We start from the raw sequence: 20,746 nt of genomic DNA, 5'->3' as shown, positions 1-20,746 counted from the left end.
AGAGGGTTCAGGTTACCAGGGCAAGGCTAACCCAATTTACCAGAACACCACATAAAGGATTCCCGTCAAAATGACGACGCCGATGCCGGCAATCTTGGCGGTCCGTGAAGAGGTGACATCAATCGTGTCATTGACCGGCATTTTCACCGGTTCCTTCATTGGATTGATTATTGTAATGAAGACACCGGTAAACAGGACAATGAACAAGCAGATGGCCATCCGGTCCAGAAAAGCGATCTGGTCAGCGTACCAAAGACCATTTTGAACCAGTAACGGGCCGATCAGCCACTTGAAAGCGCCATAGGAGACAACATTGATGGCAATGCCAAGGGCCCCGAAATATCGGGGAGTTCTGGGCGAGAAGAAACCAAAAATGAATACGGCCAGAATTCCAGGGGAAATAAAGCCTTGGAATTCCTGAATATAGGCAAAAATACTTGTGAAATTATCCAGCTTCGGGGCGACCAATGCCGAAAGAAGAACGAATACAATCACGAGGAACCGCCCAACCTTGACCAATTTGGCCTCATTCTTTTCTCCAGTGATTTTCGCATACAGGTCCATCGTGGCCAGGGTTGAGGCGGAATTCAACATGGAGGCCAGCGAACTGATAACAGCACCACAGAGGGCCGCCAGTACGAACCAGGAAATCAATGGATAGGGCTTGATGAGATTCCTTACCAGAACCGGGAAGGCCCGGTCATAATCATATTCCCCAGTGACGGAATTAAGCAGGTCGCCACTGAATAAATTGAATGCCAGGATACCCGGGATGACGACGATAAAGGGAATGATCAATTTCAGAAAGGCAGCAAAAACAATCCCCTTCTGACCCTCCGCCAATGACTTTGACCCCAGAGTCCGCTGGACAATGTATTGATTCAGTCCCCAGTAAAAGAAATTGGGTATCCACAGACCAAGCAGGAGGGCTGTCCATGGGATATCAGGATCCTCCATAGGCCGGACCATGTGCACTTTTCCTCCAGATCCATTAGGACCATTTCGAACTTCAGCCTCCCCGTTGACTCCGTCATTAAGCAACATGAATCGCTCCCATGCACCCGCGTTCTCAATGTCTGCCAAAGTTGCTTCCGAATTGGAAACCTTGGTCAGCAGGAGCTCTTCAGCGGGCTTGTCGGCCAAGGTTGAGAAGGCCATCCACATGACAATCATCCCGCCCATAATCAAGGCTGCCCCCCAGATCAGGTCTGTCCAGGCACAGGCCTTCAAACCGCCAATAAAGACATAAACCGCCGCAAACAGGGCGATTAGCCAGCACATTGCCGTCAGGCTGTTCAAGATCGGAACCGTGTGGTAATACTCCGAGACAAATTTAGCGCCGGAATAAATGACTGAGGAGGTGGTCACGAAGACCAGCGTGACAACCGCTGGAATGGACATGGTCATCCGCGCGACCGGATCAAAACGGTATTCCAGGAACTCGGGAATCGTATATAGGCCCGCTTTCAGGAATTTCGGCAGAAACCAGAAGGCGACAAAGATAAGCGTGACTGCGGCCATCCATTCATAGGAAGCAATGGCCATCCCAAGCCAGTTAGCCGAAGCCCCCGACATCCCCACAAATTGCTCAGTCGAGATGTTAGCCGCGATCAGCGAGAATCCAACAAGCCACCAGGTCAGGCCACGACCGGCCAGAAAGTAATCTGATGCGCCATGATCGCTATCAAGCGCTTCATCGCGACTTTTCCAGATTCCAAGACCAATGACGCCGATCACGGCAGTGAGAAAAAGAATAACCTCTAAATAGTGCATATTAGTTGTAGTGGGTAGCCTGAACCACAGGCTGGGTTGGATTAGGATCAGGAGAATGCCACAAATCTCACAATTTTAATTAGAAAAATTCAGCCACTTAGTTGAGAAAACCCGCCAACTGCCACGAATAGAGACTCCTTTGAACACTTATTGCATTCTCAAAGAATCTGAGTGCCCGCTCTCGGCACCCCCTCCAAATCTCATTTCACATGACCGGCTGGAGTCGCCAGTAGGGTCCCTCATCGGTCTCGACCTGAATCAGTCCCGGCCGTTCATGGGCCGGTTTATTCTCACGGATGAGAAAGTATAGATCCTCGATGGTGGCACGGTTTGCTTCATAGTAGCCATGGCCGTTGAAAACGTTGATGGCGTCGGAGACATCAATGGTTTCCACTCCCTTGATGATGGGAGGAAGCTCACGCGAATCCCCCAGACGGGGATACTGGAAGACCTTCCCGGAGGCCATCAATGGAAAGTCCTCGGAGGAGACATAAAGCGTTTTGCGAAACGGTAATCGATGAAGTTCGGGTGCAACGTCCCGCATGAAGATGTCGCGATCGAAGTCTGGAGCGATCAGGACGAGTTGCCCGATGGGAAGACGATCCGCTTCCTGATCATTTTGAAGAAGTTCCGCCAGCAACTGCAGAAGGGCACGATTGCCCAGACTGTGGGCAACAAGATGCAAGCGCGTGTGCGGGAATCGCTCCCCCATTCCTTCAATCAGGTCGCGCAAGGCTGGCACCGACCAGTCGAGGTTTTCGACGTCGGCGAGGTAGCCGGAGACCGAATCCGTCGAGGGCCATGAAAAGGCAATGGCCGGTCCGGGGAAGGCAAGCTGGTATCGTAAGCGGGCGGCGTTTTCCACTGAATCGGCAAAGCTGCGCTTGTAGCCATGAATGAAGATCAGAATGTCTTCGGGCACTTCGCGATCCATGGAATACCGGCCAATAGCTTCCATGAAGGCATCCTTCTGAAGCGGCTGGATCTTCTGTAGCGCTTGCCGCCGTGGAAGTTGAGGGCGTTGCATCAGCCGGTTTGTTTGAGCAACCGAAAAGGCTGACAAGACCGGCTCCGGATCGATTGCCACCATCGCGGCACCGTAACGGGTCTTCCCCCGTTCTCCTGCAAAACGCTCACCGGGATCTGATTTACCTGTGTCCTCACGTGTAGTCAGGTAGAGCACCTCTTGATAAATCTTATCCTGCCGGGAAGCATTGAAGCTTGCACAACCGGAAACGAGCAAAAGCCCCAGCAACAAGGGTCCCGTTAATTTAGCCGCAAACATGGCGGGCCATATTTGATGGTGCCACGGCAAGCGTCAAGGCAAGCACTTGGAAGGAGTGGGAAATTAATCCCTGCAAAGTCGACGGCGGCCTGTCAGGATGAGGGCGGAAAGGCCAAGCAGGACAGCATAGGTAGCCGGCTCGGGAATGGGTGTGCCATCGGCGGTCAGCTCGGGACTCAATGCTCCGAGGATCTCCCAGGTCGTTGTGCTGTCGCGGCCCGCCTCGACCCCATTCAAATCGGCATTGAGCGAATTGCCCTGGGTTGAGGTGGCGGCAACATAGGCGATGGCTTTTGTGTCATCAAAATCCGTTCCCGGAACAAGCGTATTGATAGCGCTGACCAAATCCGCGAAGGGAAGTTTGAAACTGATGAAATAGTCTGTTTCGCCTCCCCCATCGAGATCGAAGTTGGTGGCACTTGGATCGTTGGTCGAAGTGACTGGAGCCCAATCAAATGTCCCGGCGATTGAGTTGTAGGAAAACTCGGGGGTTGTCGAAATGCTGGTTGTGCTTGGGGAGATGTTCGCCCCGGTCCCAGCATCGTGAATCGAAATGGTCCAAGTGGCGGCTTTTGGATTTTCAACACCGGCAAACAGGTCAAGCACCCCATCGCCGTTCACATCCATTCCAACCCATGCCAAGCCTTCAAAGTAGGCAGGGTTTTTATTACCGCCGACCCGAAATCGAAAGGCAAGCTCCCCATCAGTCCGGCTAAGGTCATCGCCGCCATTGTCGAATTGCGTGTAGATACCGGGATGGCTTCCGTCAGCCGATCCGACAATATCAAATTCGTAGATTCCGGTCTGTTGGTCAGTGAGATAATCAGACTGCACCCCCGGGTAGATAATCTCCACCCATTCGGTGGTGGGTCCTCCCACGCTGATAATGGCACTCGCCGAGTGAACTGAATACAGGAATAGACAGGCTATAATTGTTCGCAACTTCATGATAAATAAATGATACAGTAGACTGTTTGTTCTAGAGCAATTGTGGCCGTCGGGGCCGGATTAAATAACGCTTTTTCAAAAATTACAAAACAATTTACATATGCCCCCTGTTTCCTTGCCGTTTAATGACTGCATTTGATTTAATTCACATATGCAGGTTTCACCTCCTACAGCCGGAACAAAACTGATGCGCAGATCCGGTCTCCCGGCTTATGCGCTGTTGGGCTTGATCATGCTCCTGCTGTCATGGGCTTTCAGCTGGGGACTCTCCGGGCTGCGAACCCATCTGTTATTTTTCCCGCAATGGGTCGGTTACTGCCTTCTAGTTAGTGGCATTGTGCAACGCCGGACGGGCAGCTGTCTACTGGTCCGCAAGCCCTCGGCTTACCTCTTACTGTTCCTTGTCTCAATGCCAGTCTGGTGGCTCTTTGAAGGGCTCAATCTTTTCACGCAGAATTGGATCTACCTCGGCCGGGAAGCCTTCTCAGGGACCGAGTATTTCCTTTATTCGTCGCTTTCGTTCTCAACAGTTATCCCAGCCGTTTTCAGCACGGCAGAACTGATCGCGACATTCTCATGGCCGAAGAAGTTGGGCAAGTGGCCGGGCTTTTCACTCAATTCGCGGTTGCTCTGGATCTTGCACGGGTCCGGTTGGGGAATGCTCATCCTGATGCTTTTCTTCCCGTCCACATTCTTCCCCTTCATGTGGCTTTCCATGTTTTTTATTATTGATCCATTGAATGCCCGGTTCCGGCGCCCTTCCTTGATCAAGCAACTTTCCGAAGGCAACGGACAAGCCCTTCTGGTCTTTGGAGCAGCCGCCCTTATGTGTGGCTTTTTCTGGGAATTATGGAATGTCTACGCTTATCCAAAATGGATCTACTCCATTCCTTATTTGGATTTTCTTCATGTATTCGAAATGCCACTCGCCGGATACGGTGGCTATATCCCGTTTGGTTGGGAGCTCTATGCCGTTTATCACTTGCTCAGTACCCGCAGGAACTGGCTTTCCTGAGGTGGGGCAATTGTCCACGGAGAAAGCGGTTGTGGCTTCACGGTTTCCCATTCCATAAGATTGCTACTCTGCTCCAATGAGCCTGAAAAAATCACCTCCAGCTCACCGGATAGTGCCTGTGAAATCGAGATTTCAGGATTCGCGGTCGGGAGAATGCGGCGCACGATTCCATCCTGTTTGTTGGTCAAATACAAGCGGCCTGGCGTATTGACGGAAAACCGCAGGTCGGTTCGCGTGGAAGAGGACAGCCCCCTTGCTGCCCTGGCGGTGTTGATCAAGTCGATGAAGCTACGGGGAGCGCCTTCCGCATCGAGAAGCGTCAAGGTCGACAATCCGTCCTGGCCTCCGTCAAAGGGATCGTCCGAAACATCCAGAAGGAAAATGAGACCGGTTGGGAAATCTGCGAGAAGCAGCTTGCCTTCCAGTTCCGGTATGCAGGCGCCACGCACCACTTCACCGACCGTCACAGCCCGGTTGTTAATAGCAGTCGGCATGTCCACAACAGGATTTGTATGGTCATATTCAGCAATCGGACCCGTCAAGCTTGCGGAATCCGCCCCCTCAAAGGTGAAGCTCCCTTCGCGCACATCCCAGCCAAAATTGGCCCCGTTGGAGGCAAGGTTAATCTCCTCGACCGCGTTCTGGCCAATGTCGGCGATAAAACAATTCCCGGTAACGGCATCCCATCCAAAGCGTTGGGGATTGCGCAAGCCGTAGACATAAATTTCACCAAGCGTATTGGAATCTCCATCCGCGGCCAGGGCGTTGGCAGCGACAATCCCGTACGCTCCGTTTGCGGAATTTGTACCCAAAGGATCGATACGCAAGATGGCACCAAAAGGATTGGAGGCATCCTCGCCATTTTCCTGTGGATCGCCCCCGGATCCGCCATCGCCGATCGCGATGTAAAGGTTACCATAATCCGGATCATCTGAGGGGACCGAGGAATTGAAAGCCACCAGTCCGGCATTGTGGTTTCCAAAAGGCTGTTTCAGCCGCATCAATTCACGATAAGGATTGAGCGGTTGCGCGGGAATGAAAGTGGCCGCACCGGGATTAGCTGCCCGCCACTCAAGCAGAAGAGTGTGAAGGCTCGTACTGCCGCCAGGATCAAAATCCGGCGAGGTGGATGTATCATTGCTACTGTGAATGGTGTACAAACGTCCGTAACCCGCGGCTCCTTCTTTCAGAAAATCAGGATGAAAGGCGAAACTTTGAAAACCGGCTTCGAAGGTCGCCAGGATATCCAGTTCAGAGTAATCGCGAATGTCCAAGTATTCAGTGACCGTCCCGGTGGGCTCATCAACCAGGTAAAGCGGTCCGCGCTGGTCGTTGACAAAGAGCCGGCCTGCGGGGTCCTCGGTCAGGACGCTGAGCCGCGGCGGTTGCCCGGGACTCGAATCGGGAACCACAGCAACTTCACTCACTTTCAGGGCAATCCCACTCGGGGGTATTGGATCAGGGAAATAATCCTGCGCGGATAATAAGCTGGGTGTGAGGAGGGCAATGAGGACTGCGCTGGAAATACCAAAATTCATAATATAACAATCGCCAGATTCCCTTCCTTGTCAAAATCGACAGGGAGGTTGGAAACCAGACTCGGTCATTATTCCGCAGTATCCATCGCACGGATCAGGACCCGTTACCCCTTCTTTTTCTTCTTCTTGGGAAAATCTCCGGGATGGCCACCCTTGCGGTGCGAGGACCCCTTTTTATTGAAGGGGCGCTTCCCCCCACCCTTTTTCCACGGGGGAGCTTTGCGCCTCGGTTGGTCGTCGGGATTAAAGCGGGATTTCTCGATGATCGGGATGTCCTCACCGGACGACTTCGGATTCTCCTGCTCACGCAAATGCATCAATGCCGAAATAATATCCGTCGGGGAATAGCCCTGATCGAGCAAGCGGTCGGTATGGTTATCGTAGCGCTTGTAGGAACCGCCCTCGAGCGTTGAACGCAATGTATCGAAAAAGATATTTGTCCGGCGCTCCTCCACCTGCTCAAGAGAAGGAACGCGCTCACGGCGGATTTTCCCTTTTGTGAAGCGTATGATATTCTGCAGCTTGTAGACCTCGCGGCCACTGACAAAGGTGATGGCCTTTCCCTTGCTGCCGGCACGGCCGGTGCGGCCGATCCGGTGGACATAATCCTCCCCGTCGTTCGGCAGGTCGTAGTTGAAAACCACTTCAATATCCTTCACATCGAGTCCGCGCGCCGCCACGTCAGTCGCCACAAGAAACTCAATCGAGCGTCGACGAAATCGATCCATGACGCGTTCGCGCATCATCTGGGACATGTCCCCGTGGAGCTTGTCGGCCATGTAGCCACGGGCAATGAGGTGCTCCACCAAATCGTCGACCATGATTTTGGTTGCGCAGAAGATAATTGCGAAGCGGATGTCCTCCAGATCGATGAGGCGACAAAGGACTTCCACTTTGGTTCGTCCGTGCACCTCATACCAGACTTGGTCAATCGCCGGGACAGTGATGGACGGCGACTCAATCTTGATCCAGGTTGGATCGTTGGTAAAGGACTTGATCAATCCGGCAATCGGCCTCGGGACAGTGGCTGAAAAAAGCACGGTCTGCCGTGATTCCGGGGTCTGTGAAAGAATGGTTTTTATATCATCGAGGAAGCCCATATCGAGCATCCGGTCGGCCTCGTCCATGATGATCGTCTTGAGGTTTTGAAGTTGCAGGGTTCCCTTTTCCAAGTGATCCAGAATCCGGCCGGGCGTCCCGATAACGATGTGTGCCCCCTTCTTTAATCCACGGAACTGGCGCTCGTAGGATGCCCCCCCGTAGATTGGCAGCTCTCGCACCCCCTTCTTGAACGCCGCCAGCTTGGAGGTCTCCTCGGCGACCTGAACGGCCAGCTCCCGGGTCGGGCAGAGGATCAGGACCTGTGTCTCGGCAAGCGAGGGATCCACCTGTTCGATGGCCGGAATGGCGAATGCCGCTGTCTTCCCGGAACCTGTCATGGACTGGCCAACCAGGTCCCCGCCCGCCATTAATGGGGGAATCGACTCTGATTGGATCGGGGACGCCTCTTCAAAGCCCATTTTCGCAACGGCCTTGAGTATCTCAGGGGAAAGTTCGAGCTCCGTGAATAATTTCTTCTGCATGCCCTCAAACAGATCACGAAAGCGGCCGCCTCACCACCACTAAATAAGACCTTAACCTAGACGCCAGCTTCCTTCTCAATCCGATCGATGTATTCGGAAACGTTACAAGTGAGCATGCGCATGCCGTCCGGGCGGACTTCAAGAACCTTGTTCACCACCGGGTCAAGGAAGGAGCGATCGTGGCTGACGAGGATGACGGTGCCCTTGAAGAGGGTAATCGCCTCCTGGAGGACCTGCTTGCTGCGGATGTCCAAATGATTGGTCGGCTCATCCAGAATGATGCAGTTGGCCGGGCGCATGAGCATCTTGGCGAGGGCAATGCGGTTGCGCTCACCTCCTGAAAGGACGGAGACGGATTTCTTCTGGTCTTCCCCACTGAACAGCAGCGCCCCAAGCGCTGCCCGGGGATTTGCCTGTTCAAACCCGACCGAGGCGGACTCCACTTCCTCAAGGACGGTCTTGTTTGGATTGAGCTCCTCCGCCTGATGCTGGGCAAAGTATCCGATGACCGTGTTGACGCCTGTTTCGCGCTCACCGGCATCCGGCTTTTCGACGCCTGCAATGAGGCGCGCCAGCGTGGACTTCCCCGCGCCATTGACTCCCACCACGGCAATACGGTCGCCGCTGTCGAGTTCCAGGTTGAGCCCGGTAAAGACCTTGATGTCACCGTAGGCCTTGTGAATCCCTTTCAGGTTCACCACCTTGTGGCTCGCCGGCGGTGGCTCCGGAAAGCGGAAGAAAATCTTCTTCTCCTCCCGCTCTGGCTCGACAATTTCAATCTTGTCCAACTGCTTCATGCGGCTCTGCACCATACTCGCCTTCTTCTGGTTCGAGCGGAAGCGGTTGATAAATTCCTTCTGCCGGGCGATTTCCTTTTTCTGCGTGGTCGCGGCCTTTCGCTGCGTCGCGAGTCGCTCGGCACTGGCCTTTTCAAAATGGCTGTAATTGCCCTGATAGACGTTCAGGTTGCCCATCTTGAGCTCGTAGGTCTTGTTGGTAATCGCATCCAGGAAGGCCCGGTCGTGCGATATGACCATCAGGGAACCATGGTAGTTCGAAAGGTAGCCTTCCAGCCAATGCTGGGAAATAATATCCAAGTGATTAGTGGGTTCATCCAGCAGGAGCAGGAGCGGTGTCCGCAGGAGTAGCTTGGCGAGGGCAATGCGCATTTGCCAACCACCCGAAAATTCACCGGTGTCGCGCTGGAAATCCTTCGTCTCAAAGCCGAGCCCCATGAGGATGCGTTCAATCCGCGACTTCATCTTCTCCGGCTCATGATCTTCGAGTTGCAATTCCCATTCCCCGATCATGTCGATGAGCTCGTAGTACGCCTCATCCTCCGGATCGAGGTCGTACATTTCCTCGCTCGCCTTGTCGATTTTCGCCTGCAGTGAAAGGACATCCTCAAAGGCCGATTCCACCTCTTCATAAAGGCTGCGGCCATGGCTCGAAATACCATCCTGCGGAAGATACCCAACCGTCACATAGTCCGGCTTCTCGATTTCCCCCGAATCAAATTCCACCTGTCCCGTCAGCACCTTCAGGAAGGTTGATTTGCCTGACCCATTCACGCCCACCAAACCCATGCGGTCGTGCGGACCGATCATGGTGGAGATGTTGTTGAAAAGCGCTCGCTCCCCGTGCCGAAGTAGTAAATCCCTGATCGTGATCATAAGCGCGGGGAGGTTTACACACTTGCGCGCGGGCGCAAGGGAATAAGCTCAACTATTGGGGTTGAATCGCACCTTCGCCGGATTCCCGCGCTTCACGGCGAGCGTTCAGTTCCTCTTCCATCTCAAGGACTTGTTCCTCGGTGATCGGATAAAGGAAAAGCACAAGCCCGTTGGCGATGGCGAAGGCCCCCGGAATAAAACAAAACATGACCCGGATTCCCATCAGGGATCCTGGAGTCTGTTCAGCATTGGCCACAAAGCCGACCCAGCCGAGGATCCAACCGGAAAGCACTCCCCCAATCATCAGTCCCATCTTCTGGGCGAATATCGCCGAGGAAAACACCAGTCCGGTTGTGCGGCGGCCATACTTCAGCTCACCGTAATCCGCCACATCTGTATACATCGCCCAGACAAGCGCGGGCGTCGGGCCGGCAAAGAAAGACCCCAACAAATTGGCAATCAACATCACCGCAATGTTGTCCGGCGATATGAAAAAGAAAAGTATCGTTACCAAGGCATTCAGGAGAGTCATCCCGATCAGGGAGTTCCGTTTGCCGAATTTCTTCCGCAATATGTTGGTGAAGAGGATACCGACGATGAACGCTATGGAGCCGGTGGAAAGGAAGAAGGAGGTCAAATCCATCCACCAGAAATACCGTTCACCCGTGTCCCCAACGTAGTACTTGAAATAGTGAAATGTCACCGCGGCACGGATCGCTACATTGGAAAGGGTCAGGAACCCGGCGAACGCCATGATAATCCAGGGTGTGTTCTTGAGGAGAATCTTCAAGTCCCGCCCGACACGGGTATCGGCCCCCGCCTTTTCCGGGGCAAGGCGTTCCTTGGTCGTCAGGAAGGTGAAGATAAAGAGCAACGAAGCGAGCCCGCCAAGAAGGGCAAAGGTCAATCGGTAACCCAAAACCTCGTCACCGCCGCCCAGGGCATTGGCCAACGGACGAACTGTTGCCCCGATTATCAAGGCCGCACTGAAGGCTCCGACAAAGCGATAGCTGGCCAGGATGGTTCTCTCTTCCGTATCCGGGGTCATGACTCCCATCAGGGCCGAATAGGGAACATTGATCGCCGTGTAGATCATCCCCAACACGGTGTAGGTTGAAGCAGCGTAAATGATCTTCAAGCTGCCCTCCAGGCCAGGGCTGGCGAAGGTCAGGAATCCGATCAGCCCGAATGGGATGGCAAGCCAGAGGAGATAAGGGCGATAGCGTCCCATGCGGGTCTGGGTCCGGTCAGCAATGATTCCCATCAGCGGATCATTGATGGCATCCCATAAACGCGCCCCAAGGTAGATCCATCCAACGACGATTGGTGAGATCCCCCACACGTCCGTATAATAGTAAAACAGGACTATATTAAATGCCTGGTAGAAAATGTTCGAGGCCGTATCCCCGGCCCCGTAGCCCACCTTCTCAAGGATGCTCAGTTTTCCGTTTTGGGGGTTCATATCCTTCGTATTCACGGTTTTACTGCAATGTAGTGCAATAATAAACTGGCTGATATAGGATGGACGCCCATCTGCTTCTTCCCTTGCCTGATCACATGCCACCCCGCGGCCGACATCAAAGCACCTCCAAGGAATGCCAGAAGACGATTGATCGCATCAATGCGCTCGACGGCGTGACGGCGGTCATTATCGGGCGCTCCTACGGCGGAAAATCGCTTGGGAAAGTTGGTAAAACGGGCGCTGTAAAGGTTCAGCGTCAGGTGCCCGGTGGCTGGAAAGCGGTCACCCAGACTGCCAAGGGCCTGCAGGAACTTTTCATTCAGGTGGAAGCGGGCAAGGAAAAGCGGGTGGAATTCATTATTACGGGCTGGAGTCTTTAGCGAGCCACTTCAGGCCATGTGTGAACCCCGCGTGATCAGGGCAAATCGGGCCAGCAGGCCGATCGCGGCTGCCCCAAGTCCGGATGCCAGGCCAATCCAGATTCCCGTTGCTCCGAAGTCCATGGGGAAGGCCAGCAGTGACCCGACGGGAATTCCAATAACCCAGTACGCCATGAAGATGATGTAGGTGGGGACTTTCACATCCTTGCACCCCCGCAAGGCACCCGCAGACAGGACCTGCACGCCGTCGAACAACTGGAAAAAGCCGGCAATAATGATGAGGACCGAGGCCACGGCAACGGTTGCAGGATCCTTGGTGAAGAAGCCGACCAAGGTCACATTGAGGACAATGAAAAAGGTCGCGAACACACCACTCAACAACACGCCAAACCCGATCGACCCGAATCCAATGGTTCTCGCCCGATGCGGCTCCCCTCCCCCGATGACATGCCCCACGCGGATGGCTACCGCGAGGGAAATTCCGAGGGGAATCATGAAGGTGGTGGCAGCATAGGTAATAGCGATATGGTGCGCGGCAATCTCAATGACTCCGATCCATCCCATGAGCAATGTGCATGCTCCAAAGGCCCCAATTTCCATGATCAGTTGGAGGGCGACAGGGAAACCAAGGCGCAGCATGCCGAGAACTGGCTTCCAAGCTAGGGAGCCAAACCACTCCATCGGCCAGCTCTCGCGACAGCGAGCATCACGCTTGAGCCAAGCAACGAGAAAGAACAGGTTGGCAAATCGGCTGATGAGAGTCGCAATCCCCGCTCCCTCCAGACCCATCGCTGGCATACCCAGGTTGCCGTAAATCAGGACCCAGTTCAGGAAAATGTTGAGAAAGACCGCGCCCAAGCCCGTCCAGAAGCCCGGCCATGGGGCATTCTGCGCCTCGGAGAAATTCTTGAAACAAATGTTTGTCAAGGCGACGGGAATGGAGAGTCCAATGTAGAAGAGATACGGCTTTGCCGCCTCGATCACATCCTCTGGCTGGCCAAGCATGTGAAGAAAAGGAAAGCTTCCCCGGATCAGCCCGAAGATCAGGATCCCGCAGGAAAGGGCGATTATCAGCCCGCGCCTGAGCACCTGTCCGGCTTCTTTCCTGTCTCCGGCCCCGTAAGCATGCGAGACAAACACGGATACGGCCGTGAGCAGGCCAATCCCACCGATAAAGAGGATATTGCTCACGGCATTGGAAAACGCCGCCCCGGCCAACGGGACCACCCCCACCCGGCCAATCATCAGGGTGTCGACAAAGCCAAGGATCATCTGGCTCAAATGGCCAGCCATGATCGGCGTCGCCAACAACAACGTCTTCCTCAACTCACTGATGTACCCTGTCCCGGACATGAATGTAACTACGAATCACACGAAGGACATAAAAGAACAAATTAATATTCGCGTGATTTGTGTGATTCGTTGTTTATCTAAGTTCACATGAAACTGTTCCTCATGCGACATGCCCACGCCGATTACGGCCCTCCGGATCCGGAACGCACGCTTTCCGGGCGCGGGCAGGAGTGCGCACAACAGATGGCAAGCTTCGCCATGGAAAGGGGCTTTTTCGATTTTGAGGAAATCTGGTGCAGTCCCTATGAACGGGCACGCCAGACCGCTGAGCCCTTTTTAAACAACAGCAAGGGAACATTAAAAATTCACTACATGGACAAGCTTGTCCCGCATGGTGACCCCGCCGATCTCTATAAAAGGCTGAAGAAGCAGGAAAGTTCGGTCCTCATTGTCGGCCACAACCCGCACCTCTCGATTCTCGCAAGTGCCCTGATAGGCATCGACCGTGAGCGCTCTTACCTGCCTTTCAAGAAAGGTGCCCTGATGGTCCTCAAGCGCGAGGAATTTACCCAGAGCGGATTTTGCCTGCAGGCTTACCTGACACCCAGCTCGCTCGGCTTGTAACCGCTCTCCAAGAGGTGGTCGCGCAGGAAGAACAGCGCGGCATGCACAATTCCATGGGTGATCGTCCCGTCACGCGCCCAGTCAAACAGGGTGTTCAGCGGCACTTCCTCCACGTCAAAAAACTCATGCGGTCCGGGGTCGCCGCCATCCACGCGCTCAGCCCCCTCAACAAGGACAAAGTGACAGCAGTTTCGTTGAATCGCCGGATTGGGATGTACCATCCCAAGGAGCTTGGTTGATTTTCCCTTGTATCCACTTTCCTCGTACAATTCACGCAAACCACCTTCGACCGGATCCTCTCCGGGATCAACCACGCCGGCGGGCAGCTCCCATGAAAAACCGGCGGTCCCAAAACGAAACTGCCGTACAAGGACAATCGTATCGCGTTCCGTCAAGGCCATCGCAACGGCCCAGTCGCCCACGTCCATGACAAAAAAGTCTCCATGGGAAGACTCGCGCTCATTGGTCCAGCGTTCCTTCAGGATCTTGTAAACCGAACAATCCGCATGGAGGGAAGTCTCCTTCCGTTCCCAGGCACTGATACGCTTGTCAGGCATTCGTCAAAAATCCTGGAAGGTGGGGCTTAATTTCCGGGAATGACAATTTTCTGGCCGATCTGCAGGGCCCGGGGATTCACACGCGGATTCGCCGCCTGAATTTCGGAAAGTGTCACCCCGTACTCGACCGCGATCTTGCTCAGCGTGTCGCCGCTACGGACAATGTGTACGCCTCCCTCAGCCACCGCTGCCTCGGCACCGTCCCCAGCCGTCTCAGCCGGTGTAGCAACCCTCCGGGCTGCTGTGGTCGATGGCTTCCAGTTTTCCAGTTTGTCCACCAATTCCGTCATCTTCTCCGTGACGTCATTAATCCCTTCACGGTTGGTCTTCACATCGCCCAATACCGCATCAAAGGCCTTTTGCGTGTTTTCCTGGAGCTGACGGTCAGCCCGCCCCAGTTTTACAAATTCCCCTCCAAGCTTGACCAGCCGCTCCTCCATGCTCTCCAAAGCCTTTTCCATCTCGGGCGTCTTGTCCGGTCGCGCCTGCAGGTTGGCCTCCAGGGTCTTGAGACTTTTCTGTGCCTGATTGGCCATCATGATGCCCGTAATGCCCAGAACAATCCCGGCTATCCCAATCATCAAAACACCCAGACCCAGCTTCGATCCACGGCTTTCCGCAGCCTCTTCCCCGACACTTTCGTCAAACTCGTCCATCATGACGCCAGAGCCTAGGAATGGCCCCGATTCTGGCAAGCGAACAATGCCAGTCCGGCCAACCCGCAATTGCCCGCTGCCACACCTTAAAAAACCAGATTTTTAACTTGCCCAAGCCCGCCTTCCCTTCCTTATTCGTAGCCTTTCCGGGCCGGACTAGCTCAATTGGTAGAGCAGTTGACTCTTAATCAATTGGTTCGGGGTTCAAGTCCCCGGTCCGGTACCATAGGCCAGCTTAGCTCAGTTGGTAGAGCAGCTGATTTGTAATCAGCAGGTCGTCAGTTCGAGTCTGACAGCTGGCTCCATTGGTAATCAACGGGTTACCAATTCCAGGCCATAGAAAGAAATTTGCAGCTGTACGGGATTTTACCGGGTTAATGGATTCCGATCCCCCTTCTCTCAACAAGATTTCTAACTGAGGATGAAAACACCAGAAAGGAAATTAACTGAGAGTAAGCCTGTGAAAAACTTGTTCATAGCTTTTGCTTCTCCAGTTGCACAAAATATGCAAGTGTCGGGTCTCTATGAATTCCCGTTATGCCAGGAACTATCTTACAGAGGTTATCGCTCGTGTAGATTTCTTATCTGAAGTGCCAAAATTTCAGGATAGTATTCCGGATGTCGTCTACAAAGCAGCCCGTGAGTACTTCCCGATAATCGAACCCCAAATGGAACAAGGGCACGAGATTGAACTAGGTCCAGAAAAAGGTACCGTGCGAAAGAAAGAAAGGATCAAATGGACTTTTTTCAATAAGGAGAAAACTAGTTCCCTTGTTATAACCGATGAATTCCTTTATGTCAGCCACAAGAAACATGAGAGTTTTGAAATGCTAGAACCAGAATTCTACAACGCGCTAAAGGCGGTTTCAGAGGTTTTCGAGGAAAACAAGATTAAAAGAATTGGCCTCAGATACATTAACAATTTCACGATCAATAGTCGTCCTGTTCTGGATTGGTCGGGCCTCTTTAATCCGACGCTATTAGATATTCCCGACATAACTATCAAGGGAAGCAAGGTGACGGGAACAAATTTAACACGTGCATTCAAGACAGCCACTTATAATTTTGAGGATTTCCAACTAACATTTAGGTATGGAATTCATAATCCAGACTTTCCTGCGAAAATAAAGCGGAGATCATTTATTCTAGACTATGACTGCTTCTCAACAGGGGCGTATTTCATCAATGAAATTGAGAACTACCTCAGTAAATTTCACACAGTGATTCACGATGCATTTGAAAGTAGTATCGAAGAACCCCTCAGAGAAGATTTAAGTCATGAACCCGCAATATCCGAGTGAAGAGGATGATCCTCTGAAACTATTTGAGGATTTGGATTCGACTCCATTAGAACGCGAAACTCAAAGTGAGGTGTCTGATAGTTTTCCTCTGAGTGGTTCTGGAGAGGATTACTCAGAATATGGCGACGGCAAACCATTTAGGATAATAATTAAGGCAAAGATCACTAATGATTAATGTCACTACCAGCACCAATCAAAGGGTCCTCCAAGGGGATATCGTCGAAAACGTCGAATTCATCGAGGAGGTGGTTGAAGACCAAGGAAGGTTATTAATTTCAAAGATTGTTTTTCCTTTTTGCGTGATTCTCACCCAAGATTGTGATTTACAGCAGGATTATACATTTCGCCAAGCCGACAAAGGATCCCAGGATAAATATCTAATTTCTGTTTTAGTAGCTCCGCTATATAATGTGGAACACTTTCGAACTGGTGATCATCTTTCTAACCTAAAATATAGAATGAATCCCAAAAGATGGAAAAACACCGAGGGCACTTTCATTAAGAACAACCAAAACCCTAGGTATCACTATTTAGAGTTTCCTGACACAGTTCAGATTCCTAACTCAGTAGTTGATTTCAAACACTACTTTTCATCCAAAATAACTCATCTGGAAAAAATCAAGTCTCATGGATCATCGTGGAGCATGCCTGAACTTTTTCGAGAGGATTTATCCCAAAGATTCGCTTCCTTTATGTCCAGAATTGGTTTGCCCGATTTAAACAAAAATCAATCCACTCCTCAACCACCATCAAGCGTTTCGAAAAGTCAATAATGGGTGATTCCGATCTGCAAATTCTGTCGACCTAAGGTAGATTAATCCTGTTCACTGATTCGGGAAAATTCCTTTCAGTAGAGATTGATTTGATCTGCTTAAAGCAGGTTGCAAGAGCACAGAGATTTGGTGACCGTAACATGGTGAATTGAAATTCAGAAAAACACTTCCAAAAACCAGTATTATTGCAATCACCCGTCCTTCTAGATGCTTAACTAAGTTATTCCTTCTTTCTGATGCGAATTTGAAAAGCATATCACTGGCAACTGCTTCGGGGCTTTTATCTTTAATCTCATAAAACAAAAATTCTGGGTTTAAGAGTTTTGTACAGTTCAGAGCGATCAAACCCCGACAATTCGCCGGAACAAGCTCCTGTTTAATTCGCTTCATTATCTGCTTTTTGGCATTGTTTGTGTTTCTCCCAATCCTTTGGAGACTACCCAAGTTCTTTGCTTCCACAAATATAGATAGTCCAATGTGGCGCAAAGTTACATCTGACTCTGAATCCAGAGTCAGATTGATTCCCTGCTTTGCGAATATGGACGCAACAAATAGTTCGAAGCTGAAGTCTCTTCCTTCAGTTTTGGCTCCATCATCCGAATAGAAGCTGTTACCTGAAATTACCCTCTCTAATCGTGAAATTAATCCTAAATCATTCCTATCGCCTAAACCCTCATAAATAAAAATTAAATCGTAAATTTCCTGAAGAAAGCAGAGGCAAATCCCTGGCTTCCACCTAGAAAAAAAAGCATCTAGGCTATCGTTTTCCAAAGAAGTAGTGTAGTCCTCCAAGAAGCGTGAATATTCGGCAATTCTGCCTTTAGAGGTGCGTATTCCGAGGGAATCTATCCAATTCCTTAAGGCAGCAAAAGAAGACTTTAAGTACTGTGCTGATGTTGAAGCCATCAAAGTTGTATTAACTCCCTTGAGTCCAGTGTCCAATGATAATGCTTTTCCACCATGGTCTTTCAAAGTTTTAGTGGAAATTTCATAGTGGCCAGAGTCGCTAATTCTGACACAAGGGCCAGCGGGTGAATCTTCCGATTTCTCACTGGCCCTTTTCATGCCCATGAGCCGGGCTAACTCCACCCGGAAACGTCCTTCCGTTTCAGCCTGCCACCATTGCCAGAAGTCAGGATCTCCCCACCGCTCGAACACCGGGCCAGCATCCCAGCCAAGGCACACGAAAGAGCGAATCGCCTTCTTCCGACCCTGTGGAGTATTCTCCATGCCCACCGGGGCAAGGGCCTGTGCTCTCCCTGTCAACTGGTTCCACTTCGGACCGAATGCGGTTGCAAGGTCGATTCCTCCGAGTGCCTGTGAGACAAGAGCCCGCTCCGCTTGCGTCTGTGCGCTTGCCTGTGCCCTTGGAACACCTTGCGAGAAGGCAACCCGCCTCCCGGTCAGTCCTTCACCGTAAAGGTTCTTCAGCATGTAGGAAACCACCTTCTCCGGGGTTCTTGTGATCTCCTGTGCATCCGTCCGGCCTGTCTTCCTTCCGATCTCCAGTAACTCCCGGCAGGTCAAGCCAGTGACAACCGAATGAACGTGCAACCTCTCCGGCGAATCCCCTCCACCCTCGAACACCCTTCCCCACGTTCCACCCCGGCGCGTGATTTTCGCGAATATGGCCTTGAACGTGTCCGGGGCGGGTGAAGTGTCACCCCTTGCCGTGAAAGTGGCGAATACTGGGCAAAGCTCTTCATCCTGACCTCTTTCTGACAGGGCAAGCAATCGCCTTAGGTGTTCCTGATACCTTTGCCGGGTCGCCATACGGAAAGTCTATGTGTGGAATTTACGGAGTCTCTATTTCTGACTTACGGTTCTAATAAAAAACAAGAGGGGGCAGGATCTCCCCACCCCCTCCGGCTCAGTTTAACTTATCCTCGAATCTACTGAAAATCCTGCATTTTACGGGCGGCTTCCTCGGCCGCATTACGGGCTTTTTCGGCCTCGTTCCATGCCTTCGTTTTCTGTGCCTCTAGCAATTCCATTTCTTGAGTGGCCTCCGCTTCAAGAAGCTTGGCAAGCTCCGGATCCTTCCCCGCGATGTATCCAGCGCGGGTCAGGTTGAGGGATGCCTTGCGCCATGGGTTCCCATGTGGGCCGTTCTTGTTGTTCTGGTCCTGAATCAATTTTGCCTCATCCTGAAGCATCCGAGCCAGTAAAGGATACCTTCGAGCCATTGCTTGCCCTTCGATGTCCCAGGAGTCTTTAGCGAAGGGGTTTGATTGGCCTTCATCATACCCGTACTGGATCAGCTCACGTTTTTCCCGTTCTGTGAGAAGGGCGAAAGGATCAGCCTCCAACAAACCCTTGTATCCAGATTCCGCGATAGACTCGATTTCCAGTTGTCGGGCGAGATCCGGGCGGGTCTTTCTAAGGAAGGCGACTTCCTCAAGATCCCCGCTCTTGAATGGATTGGGGGGACTTACCCGGATTCCGTTTACAAGGACGGAGGCGTCAACCTTCAATTCCTTTGCCGGGTTTGGCCTGAACCAGTGGGGAAATTGATCCTCCAACTGTCGGACAAATGCGAGGACGCTTTCCTCCGTGAATCCGTTTGTGTCTCCGAGTTGCGGCGTGATCTCGATTGCGGCAGACTCATAAACCCGTGAATGGGGAATGAGCCGGGCATCCTTCGCGGCCTTGGCAACGTGCTTTGTGATCCGCTTGAAGCGGTTGAAGTCTGGTTTTTGTTTCATGTTTATTGTGGTCTTTGTTCAACGGATGGGAGCCATAACTGCTTGTGGCCCTTTTTTATCGGCTTCACGGGTGCCCCTGTTTTGGGATTGAACTCGACAACCTGAATGCGAGGGAGAGCCTCGAAAGTGACTGCCACTTGTGCAGCCTCACTTCCGAATCGCTCTTTTCCCAGCGTGCCCAAAACGTAGCGCACTGCCCACGGGCAACCGATTTTGACAGCCTTCGCAAGGTGATGCTCTGCAATGTCCAGCAACTCCGCTCGTGCGCTGTCAACGTGCGCTGTGAGGCCATTTTTCGCGATGAATCGGTGTAGCGAGCTGCGAGCACAACCGAGGCGGCGTGCGGCATCGTAAACCACGCCATGCGAATCCTCGATTGCCTCCAGCACTCTCTTTTTGCTGAGACGTTTCCTACTCTTTTTTTGCCTACTCATGGGAGTGTCGCCTTTGTCGCCTCAGATCCGGCCCTTGATGTTCTTTTTTGCAGCAGGTTTTTTCAATTCCCGGCGTGCTCCCTCCAGAGCTTCTTTATCGTGCTTAAAGCCCGGTGTTGAACTGGGGCTGATTCCCGCCTTTTGTGTCTTACCCTTTGGGGCGGGTCCTCCCTTGTTATACCGTGATGACATGATCTTTCTCCTTTTGTTGGATAGTAATTAAACGGCGACAGCTTCACGCTCTGGCATGGCTTGTGCGCGTCCTCGCTCGATGAGGTCTTGAATGGATGCAGCATCAATTTGGGTCTTGCCTCCAATATAGACCTTCTGCACCTCTCCGGCATTCGCGAGCCTGTCGAGAGTTCGAATGCTTATCCCGAGAATTGAGGCAGCATCCTTGCGTGCCAAAAGGCGGGTTTCGATGGTTGTTTCCATGTTTTCAATCTCCTATCATAATACCCTTTTCGGGCCTGAGATTGAAACTGGGCAAACTTCAAACTCAGGCAGCATTTGAGCTTGAGCTTGAAAACCCTCCGTCGAACGGATCGCCTCGATGCTGGTTGCTGAGTCCAGCGCGAAAACCTATGAACGGTCGGCAGGTCAATCAGTGCCACAGGTTCACAGTTGTAGGCAAGTGGAAAATTCCTGGCAGATATGGGAATACTATTTAATCAAAATATACCTTAACAAGGAGGTTCCCTAATTCATTATCCACCAATGTTTTATAAATGCAAAAAAGGCGTTTT

The 20,746-nt window shown here is 52.2% G+C and carries 19 protein-coding genes and 2 tRNA genes; 7 read left to right on the top strand and 14 right to left on the bottom strand.

Features of this window, described 5'->3' with window-relative positions; all coding sequences use genetic code 11:
- Positions 1 to 36: 36 nt before the first annotated feature.
- The 3 genes from G0Q06_RS00845 to G0Q06_RS00835 form a co-directional block, all read right to left on the bottom strand.
- Positions 37 to 1,773, bottom strand: a complete 1,737-nt coding sequence (locus G0Q06_RS00845; RefSeq protein WP_163961506.1) for a sodium:solute symporter family transporter — start codon at positions 1,771 to 1,773, stop codon at positions 37 to 39.
- A 205-nt stretch (positions 1,774 to 1,978) separates the two neighbouring features.
- Positions 1,979 to 3,058 carry an alpha/beta hydrolase gene (locus G0Q06_RS00840; protein ID WP_163961504.1) on the bottom strand — a complete coding sequence of 360 codons (1,080 nt, stop codon included), beginning with the start codon at positions 3,056 to 3,058 and terminating at the stop codon, positions 1,979 to 1,981.
- A gap of 63 nt (positions 3,059 to 3,121) precedes the next feature.
- The gene (locus tag G0Q06_RS00835) at positions 3,122 to 4,006 is read right to left on the bottom strand and encodes a hypothetical protein (RefSeq protein WP_163961502.1); all 885 of its coding nucleotides are present in this window, start codon (positions 4,004 to 4,006) and stop codon (positions 3,122 to 3,124) included.
- Between the two features lie 187 nt (positions 4,007 to 4,193).
- Here G0Q06_RS00835 and G0Q06_RS00830 point away from each other — a divergent pair, with 187 nt between their 5' ends.
- Entirely contained in the window at positions 4,194 to 5,021 is an 828-nt protein-coding gene (locus G0Q06_RS00830; protein WP_238710178.1) for a hypothetical protein, read from the top strand.
- Here the strand turns inward: G0Q06_RS00830 and G0Q06_RS00825 are convergent.
- The 4 genes from G0Q06_RS00825 to G0Q06_RS00810 form a co-directional block, all read right to left on the bottom strand.
- Positions 4,985 to 6,559: a PQQ-dependent sugar dehydrogenase gene (locus G0Q06_RS00825; RefSeq protein ID WP_163961498.1), complete on the bottom strand. Its 1,575-nt coding sequence runs from the start codon at positions 6,557 to 6,559 to the stop codon at positions 4,985 to 4,987. The genes G0Q06_RS00830 and G0Q06_RS00825 overlap by 37 nt on opposite strands.
- 104 nt (positions 6,560 to 6,663) lie before the next feature.
- On the bottom strand, positions 6,664 to 8,142 hold the full coding sequence (locus G0Q06_RS00820) for a DEAD/DEAH box helicase (RefSeq protein ID WP_163961496.1): 1,479 nt from the start codon (positions 8,140 to 8,142) through the stop codon (positions 6,664 to 6,666).
- 56 nt (positions 8,143 to 8,198) lie between these two features.
- Complete coding sequence (locus tag G0Q06_RS00815; protein WP_163961494.1) at positions 8,199 to 9,815, bottom strand: ABC-F family ATP-binding cassette domain-containing protein; 1,617 nt, start codon at positions 9,813 to 9,815, stop codon at positions 8,199 to 8,201.
- Positions 9,816 to 9,867: 52 nt separating this feature from the next.
- Complete coding sequence (locus G0Q06_RS00810; protein WP_163961492.1) at positions 9,868 to 11,277, bottom strand: MFS transporter; 1,410 nt, start codon at positions 11,275 to 11,277, stop codon at positions 9,868 to 9,870.
- Positions 11,278 to 11,336: 59 nt separating this feature from the next.
- Between G0Q06_RS00810 and G0Q06_RS00805 the strand changes: the two genes are divergently transcribed.
- A complete protein-coding gene (locus G0Q06_RS00805; RefSeq protein WP_163961490.1) occupies positions 11,337 to 11,657 on the top strand; it encodes a hypothetical protein in 321 nt (106 codons plus the stop codon).
- A 9-nt stretch (positions 11,658 to 11,666) separates the two neighbouring features.
- Here the strand turns inward: G0Q06_RS00805 and G0Q06_RS00800 are convergent, their stop codons facing one another.
- Entirely contained in the window at positions 11,667 to 13,010 is a 1,344-nt protein-coding gene (locus G0Q06_RS00800; RefSeq protein WP_163961488.1) for an MATE family efflux transporter, read from the bottom strand.
- Positions 13,011 to 13,097: 87 nt separating this feature from the next.
- Between G0Q06_RS00800 and sixA the strand changes: the two genes are divergently transcribed.
- Positions 13,098 to 13,574 carry a phosphohistidine phosphatase SixA gene (sixA, locus tag G0Q06_RS00795; protein WP_163961486.1) on the top strand — a complete coding sequence of 159 codons (477 nt, stop codon included), beginning with the start codon at positions 13,098 to 13,100 and terminating at the stop codon, positions 13,572 to 13,574.
- On the opposite strand, the gene G0Q06_RS00790 is transcribed toward sixA, so the two are convergent.
- Both G0Q06_RS00790 and G0Q06_RS00785 read right to left on the bottom strand, forming a co-directional pair.
- On the bottom strand, positions 13,544 to 14,131 hold the full coding sequence (locus G0Q06_RS00790; RefSeq protein WP_163961484.1) for an NUDIX hydrolase: 588 nt from the start codon (positions 14,129 to 14,131) through the stop codon (positions 13,544 to 13,546). The two genes, sixA and G0Q06_RS00790, sit on opposite strands and share 31 nt — an antisense overlap.
- Positions 14,132 to 14,157: 26 nt before the next feature.
- Complete coding sequence (locus G0Q06_RS00785) at positions 14,158 to 14,790, bottom strand: LysM peptidoglycan-binding domain-containing protein (RefSeq protein ID WP_163961482.1); 633 nt, start codon at positions 14,788 to 14,790, stop codon at positions 14,158 to 14,160.
- 147 nt (positions 14,791 to 14,937) lie between these two features.
- Between G0Q06_RS00785 and G0Q06_RS00780 the strand changes: the two genes are divergently transcribed.
- The 4 genes from G0Q06_RS00780 to G0Q06_RS00765 all read left to right on the top strand — a co-directional run bounded on the left by G0Q06_RS00780 (position 14,938) and on the right by G0Q06_RS00765 (position 16,861).
- Positions 14,938 to 15,013, top strand: a tRNA-Lys gene (locus G0Q06_RS00780).
- A gap of 3 nt (positions 15,014 to 15,016) precedes the next feature.
- Positions 15,017 to 15,092, top strand: a tRNA-Thr gene (locus G0Q06_RS00775).
- 219 nt (positions 15,093 to 15,311) lie between these two features.
- Positions 15,312 to 16,088, top strand: a complete 777-nt coding sequence (locus tag G0Q06_RS00770) for a TIGR04255 family protein (RefSeq protein WP_163961479.1) — start codon at positions 15,312 to 15,314, stop codon at positions 16,086 to 16,088.
- A 167-nt stretch (positions 16,089 to 16,255) separates the two neighbouring features.
- On the top strand, positions 16,256 to 16,861 hold the full coding sequence (locus G0Q06_RS00765; protein ID WP_163961477.1) for a hypothetical protein: 606 nt from the start codon (positions 16,256 to 16,258) through the stop codon (positions 16,859 to 16,861).
- A gap of 51 nt (positions 16,862 to 16,912) precedes the next feature.
- Here G0Q06_RS00765 and G0Q06_RS00760 read toward each other — a convergent pair whose 3' ends face one another.
- The 4 genes from G0Q06_RS00760 to G0Q06_RS00745 form a co-directional block, all read right to left on the bottom strand.
- On the bottom strand, positions 16,913 to 18,634 hold the full coding sequence (locus tag G0Q06_RS00760; RefSeq protein WP_163961475.1) for a hypothetical protein: 1,722 nt from the start codon (positions 18,632 to 18,634) through the stop codon (positions 16,913 to 16,915).
- Positions 18,635 to 18,753: 119 nt separating this feature from the next.
- The gene (locus tag G0Q06_RS00755; RefSeq protein ID WP_163961473.1) at positions 18,754 to 19,566 is read right to left on the bottom strand and encodes a hypothetical protein; all 813 of its coding nucleotides are present in this window, start codon (positions 19,564 to 19,566) and stop codon (positions 18,754 to 18,756) included.
- Between the two features lie 2 nt (positions 19,567 to 19,568).
- Positions 19,569 to 20,000, bottom strand: a complete 432-nt coding sequence (locus tag G0Q06_RS00750) for a hypothetical protein (protein WP_163961471.1) — start codon at positions 19,998 to 20,000, stop codon at positions 19,569 to 19,571.
- Positions 20,001 to 20,219: 219 nt separating this feature from the next.
- Positions 20,220 to 20,435 carry a helix-turn-helix domain-containing protein gene (locus tag G0Q06_RS00745; protein ID WP_163961469.1) on the bottom strand — a complete coding sequence of 72 codons (216 nt, stop codon included), beginning with the start codon at positions 20,433 to 20,435 and terminating at the stop codon, positions 20,220 to 20,222.
- Positions 20,436 to 20,746 lie beyond the last annotated feature (311 nt).

Source organism: Oceanipulchritudo coccoides (assembly GCF_010500615.1).
Classification (GTDB): Bacteria; Verrucomicrobiota; Verrucomicrobiia; order Opitutales; family Oceanipulchritudinaceae; genus Oceanipulchritudo; species Oceanipulchritudo coccoides.
This window is presented reverse-complemented; position numbering and strand designations above follow the sequence as displayed.

Excerpts from the sequence above, each read along its gene's own strand:
- G0Q06_RS00845 (WP_163961506.1), bottom strand. The coding sequence starts at position 1,773 with ATGCACTATTTAGAGGTTATTCTTTTTCTCACTGCCGTGATCGGCGTC.
- G0Q06_RS00840 (WP_163961504.1), bottom strand. The coding sequence starts at position 3,058 with ATGTTTGCGGCTAAATTAACGGGACCCTTGTTGCTGGGGCTTTTGCTC.
- G0Q06_RS00835 (WP_163961502.1), bottom strand. The coding sequence starts at position 4,006 with ATGAAGTTGCGAACAATTATAGCCTGTCTATTCCTGTATTCAGTTCAC.
- G0Q06_RS00830 (WP_238710178.1), top strand. The coding sequence starts at position 4,194 with ATGCGCAGATCCGGTCTCCCGGCTTATGCGCTGTTGGGCTTGATCATG.
- G0Q06_RS00825 (WP_163961498.1), bottom strand. The coding sequence starts at position 6,559 with ATGAATTTTGGTATTTCCAGCGCAGTCCTCATTGCCCTCCTCACACCC.
- G0Q06_RS00820 (WP_163961496.1), bottom strand. The coding sequence starts at position 8,142 with ATGCAGAAGAAATTATTCACGGAGCTCGAACTTTCCCCTGAGATACTC.
- G0Q06_RS00815 (WP_163961494.1), bottom strand. The coding sequence starts at position 9,815 with ATGATCACGATCAGGGATTTACTACTTCGGCACGGGGAGCGAGCGCTT.
- G0Q06_RS00810 (WP_163961492.1), bottom strand. The coding sequence starts at position 11,277 with ATGAACCCCCAAAACGGAAAACTGAGCATCCTTGAGAAGGTGGGCTAC.
- G0Q06_RS00805 (WP_163961490.1), top strand. The coding sequence starts at position 11,337 with ATGGACGCCCATCTGCTTCTTCCCTTGCCTGATCACATGCCACCCCGC.
- G0Q06_RS00800 (WP_163961488.1), bottom strand. The coding sequence starts at position 13,010 with ATGTCCGGGACAGGGTACATCAGTGAGTTGAGGAAGACGTTGTTGTTG.
- sixA (WP_163961486.1), top strand. The coding sequence starts at position 13,098 with ATGAAACTGTTCCTCATGCGACATGCCCACGCCGATTACGGCCCTCCG.
- G0Q06_RS00790 (WP_163961484.1), bottom strand. The coding sequence starts at position 14,131 with ATGCCTGACAAGCGTATCAGTGCCTGGGAACGGAAGGAGACTTCCCTC.
- G0Q06_RS00785 (WP_163961482.1), bottom strand. The coding sequence starts at position 14,790 with ATGATGGACGAGTTTGACGAAAGTGTCGGGGAAGAGGCTGCGGAAAGC.
- G0Q06_RS00770 (WP_163961479.1), top strand. The coding sequence starts at position 15,312 with ATGAATTCCCGTTATGCCAGGAACTATCTTACAGAGGTTATCGCTCGT.
- G0Q06_RS00765 (WP_163961477.1), top strand. The coding sequence starts at position 16,256 with ATGATTAATGTCACTACCAGCACCAATCAAAGGGTCCTCCAAGGGGAT.
- G0Q06_RS00760 (WP_163961475.1), bottom strand. The coding sequence starts at position 18,634 with ATGGCGACCCGGCAAAGGTATCAGGAACACCTAAGGCGATTGCTTGCC.
- G0Q06_RS00755 (WP_163961473.1), bottom strand. The coding sequence starts at position 19,566 with ATGAAACAAAAACCAGACTTCAACCGCTTCAAGCGGATCACAAAGCAC.
- G0Q06_RS00750 (WP_163961471.1), bottom strand. The coding sequence starts at position 20,000 with ATGAGTAGGCAAAAAAAGAGTAGGAAACGTCTCAGCAAAAAGAGAGTG.
- G0Q06_RS00745 (WP_163961469.1), bottom strand. The coding sequence starts at position 20,435 with ATGGAAACAACCATCGAAACCCGCCTTTTGGCACGCAAGGATGCTGCC.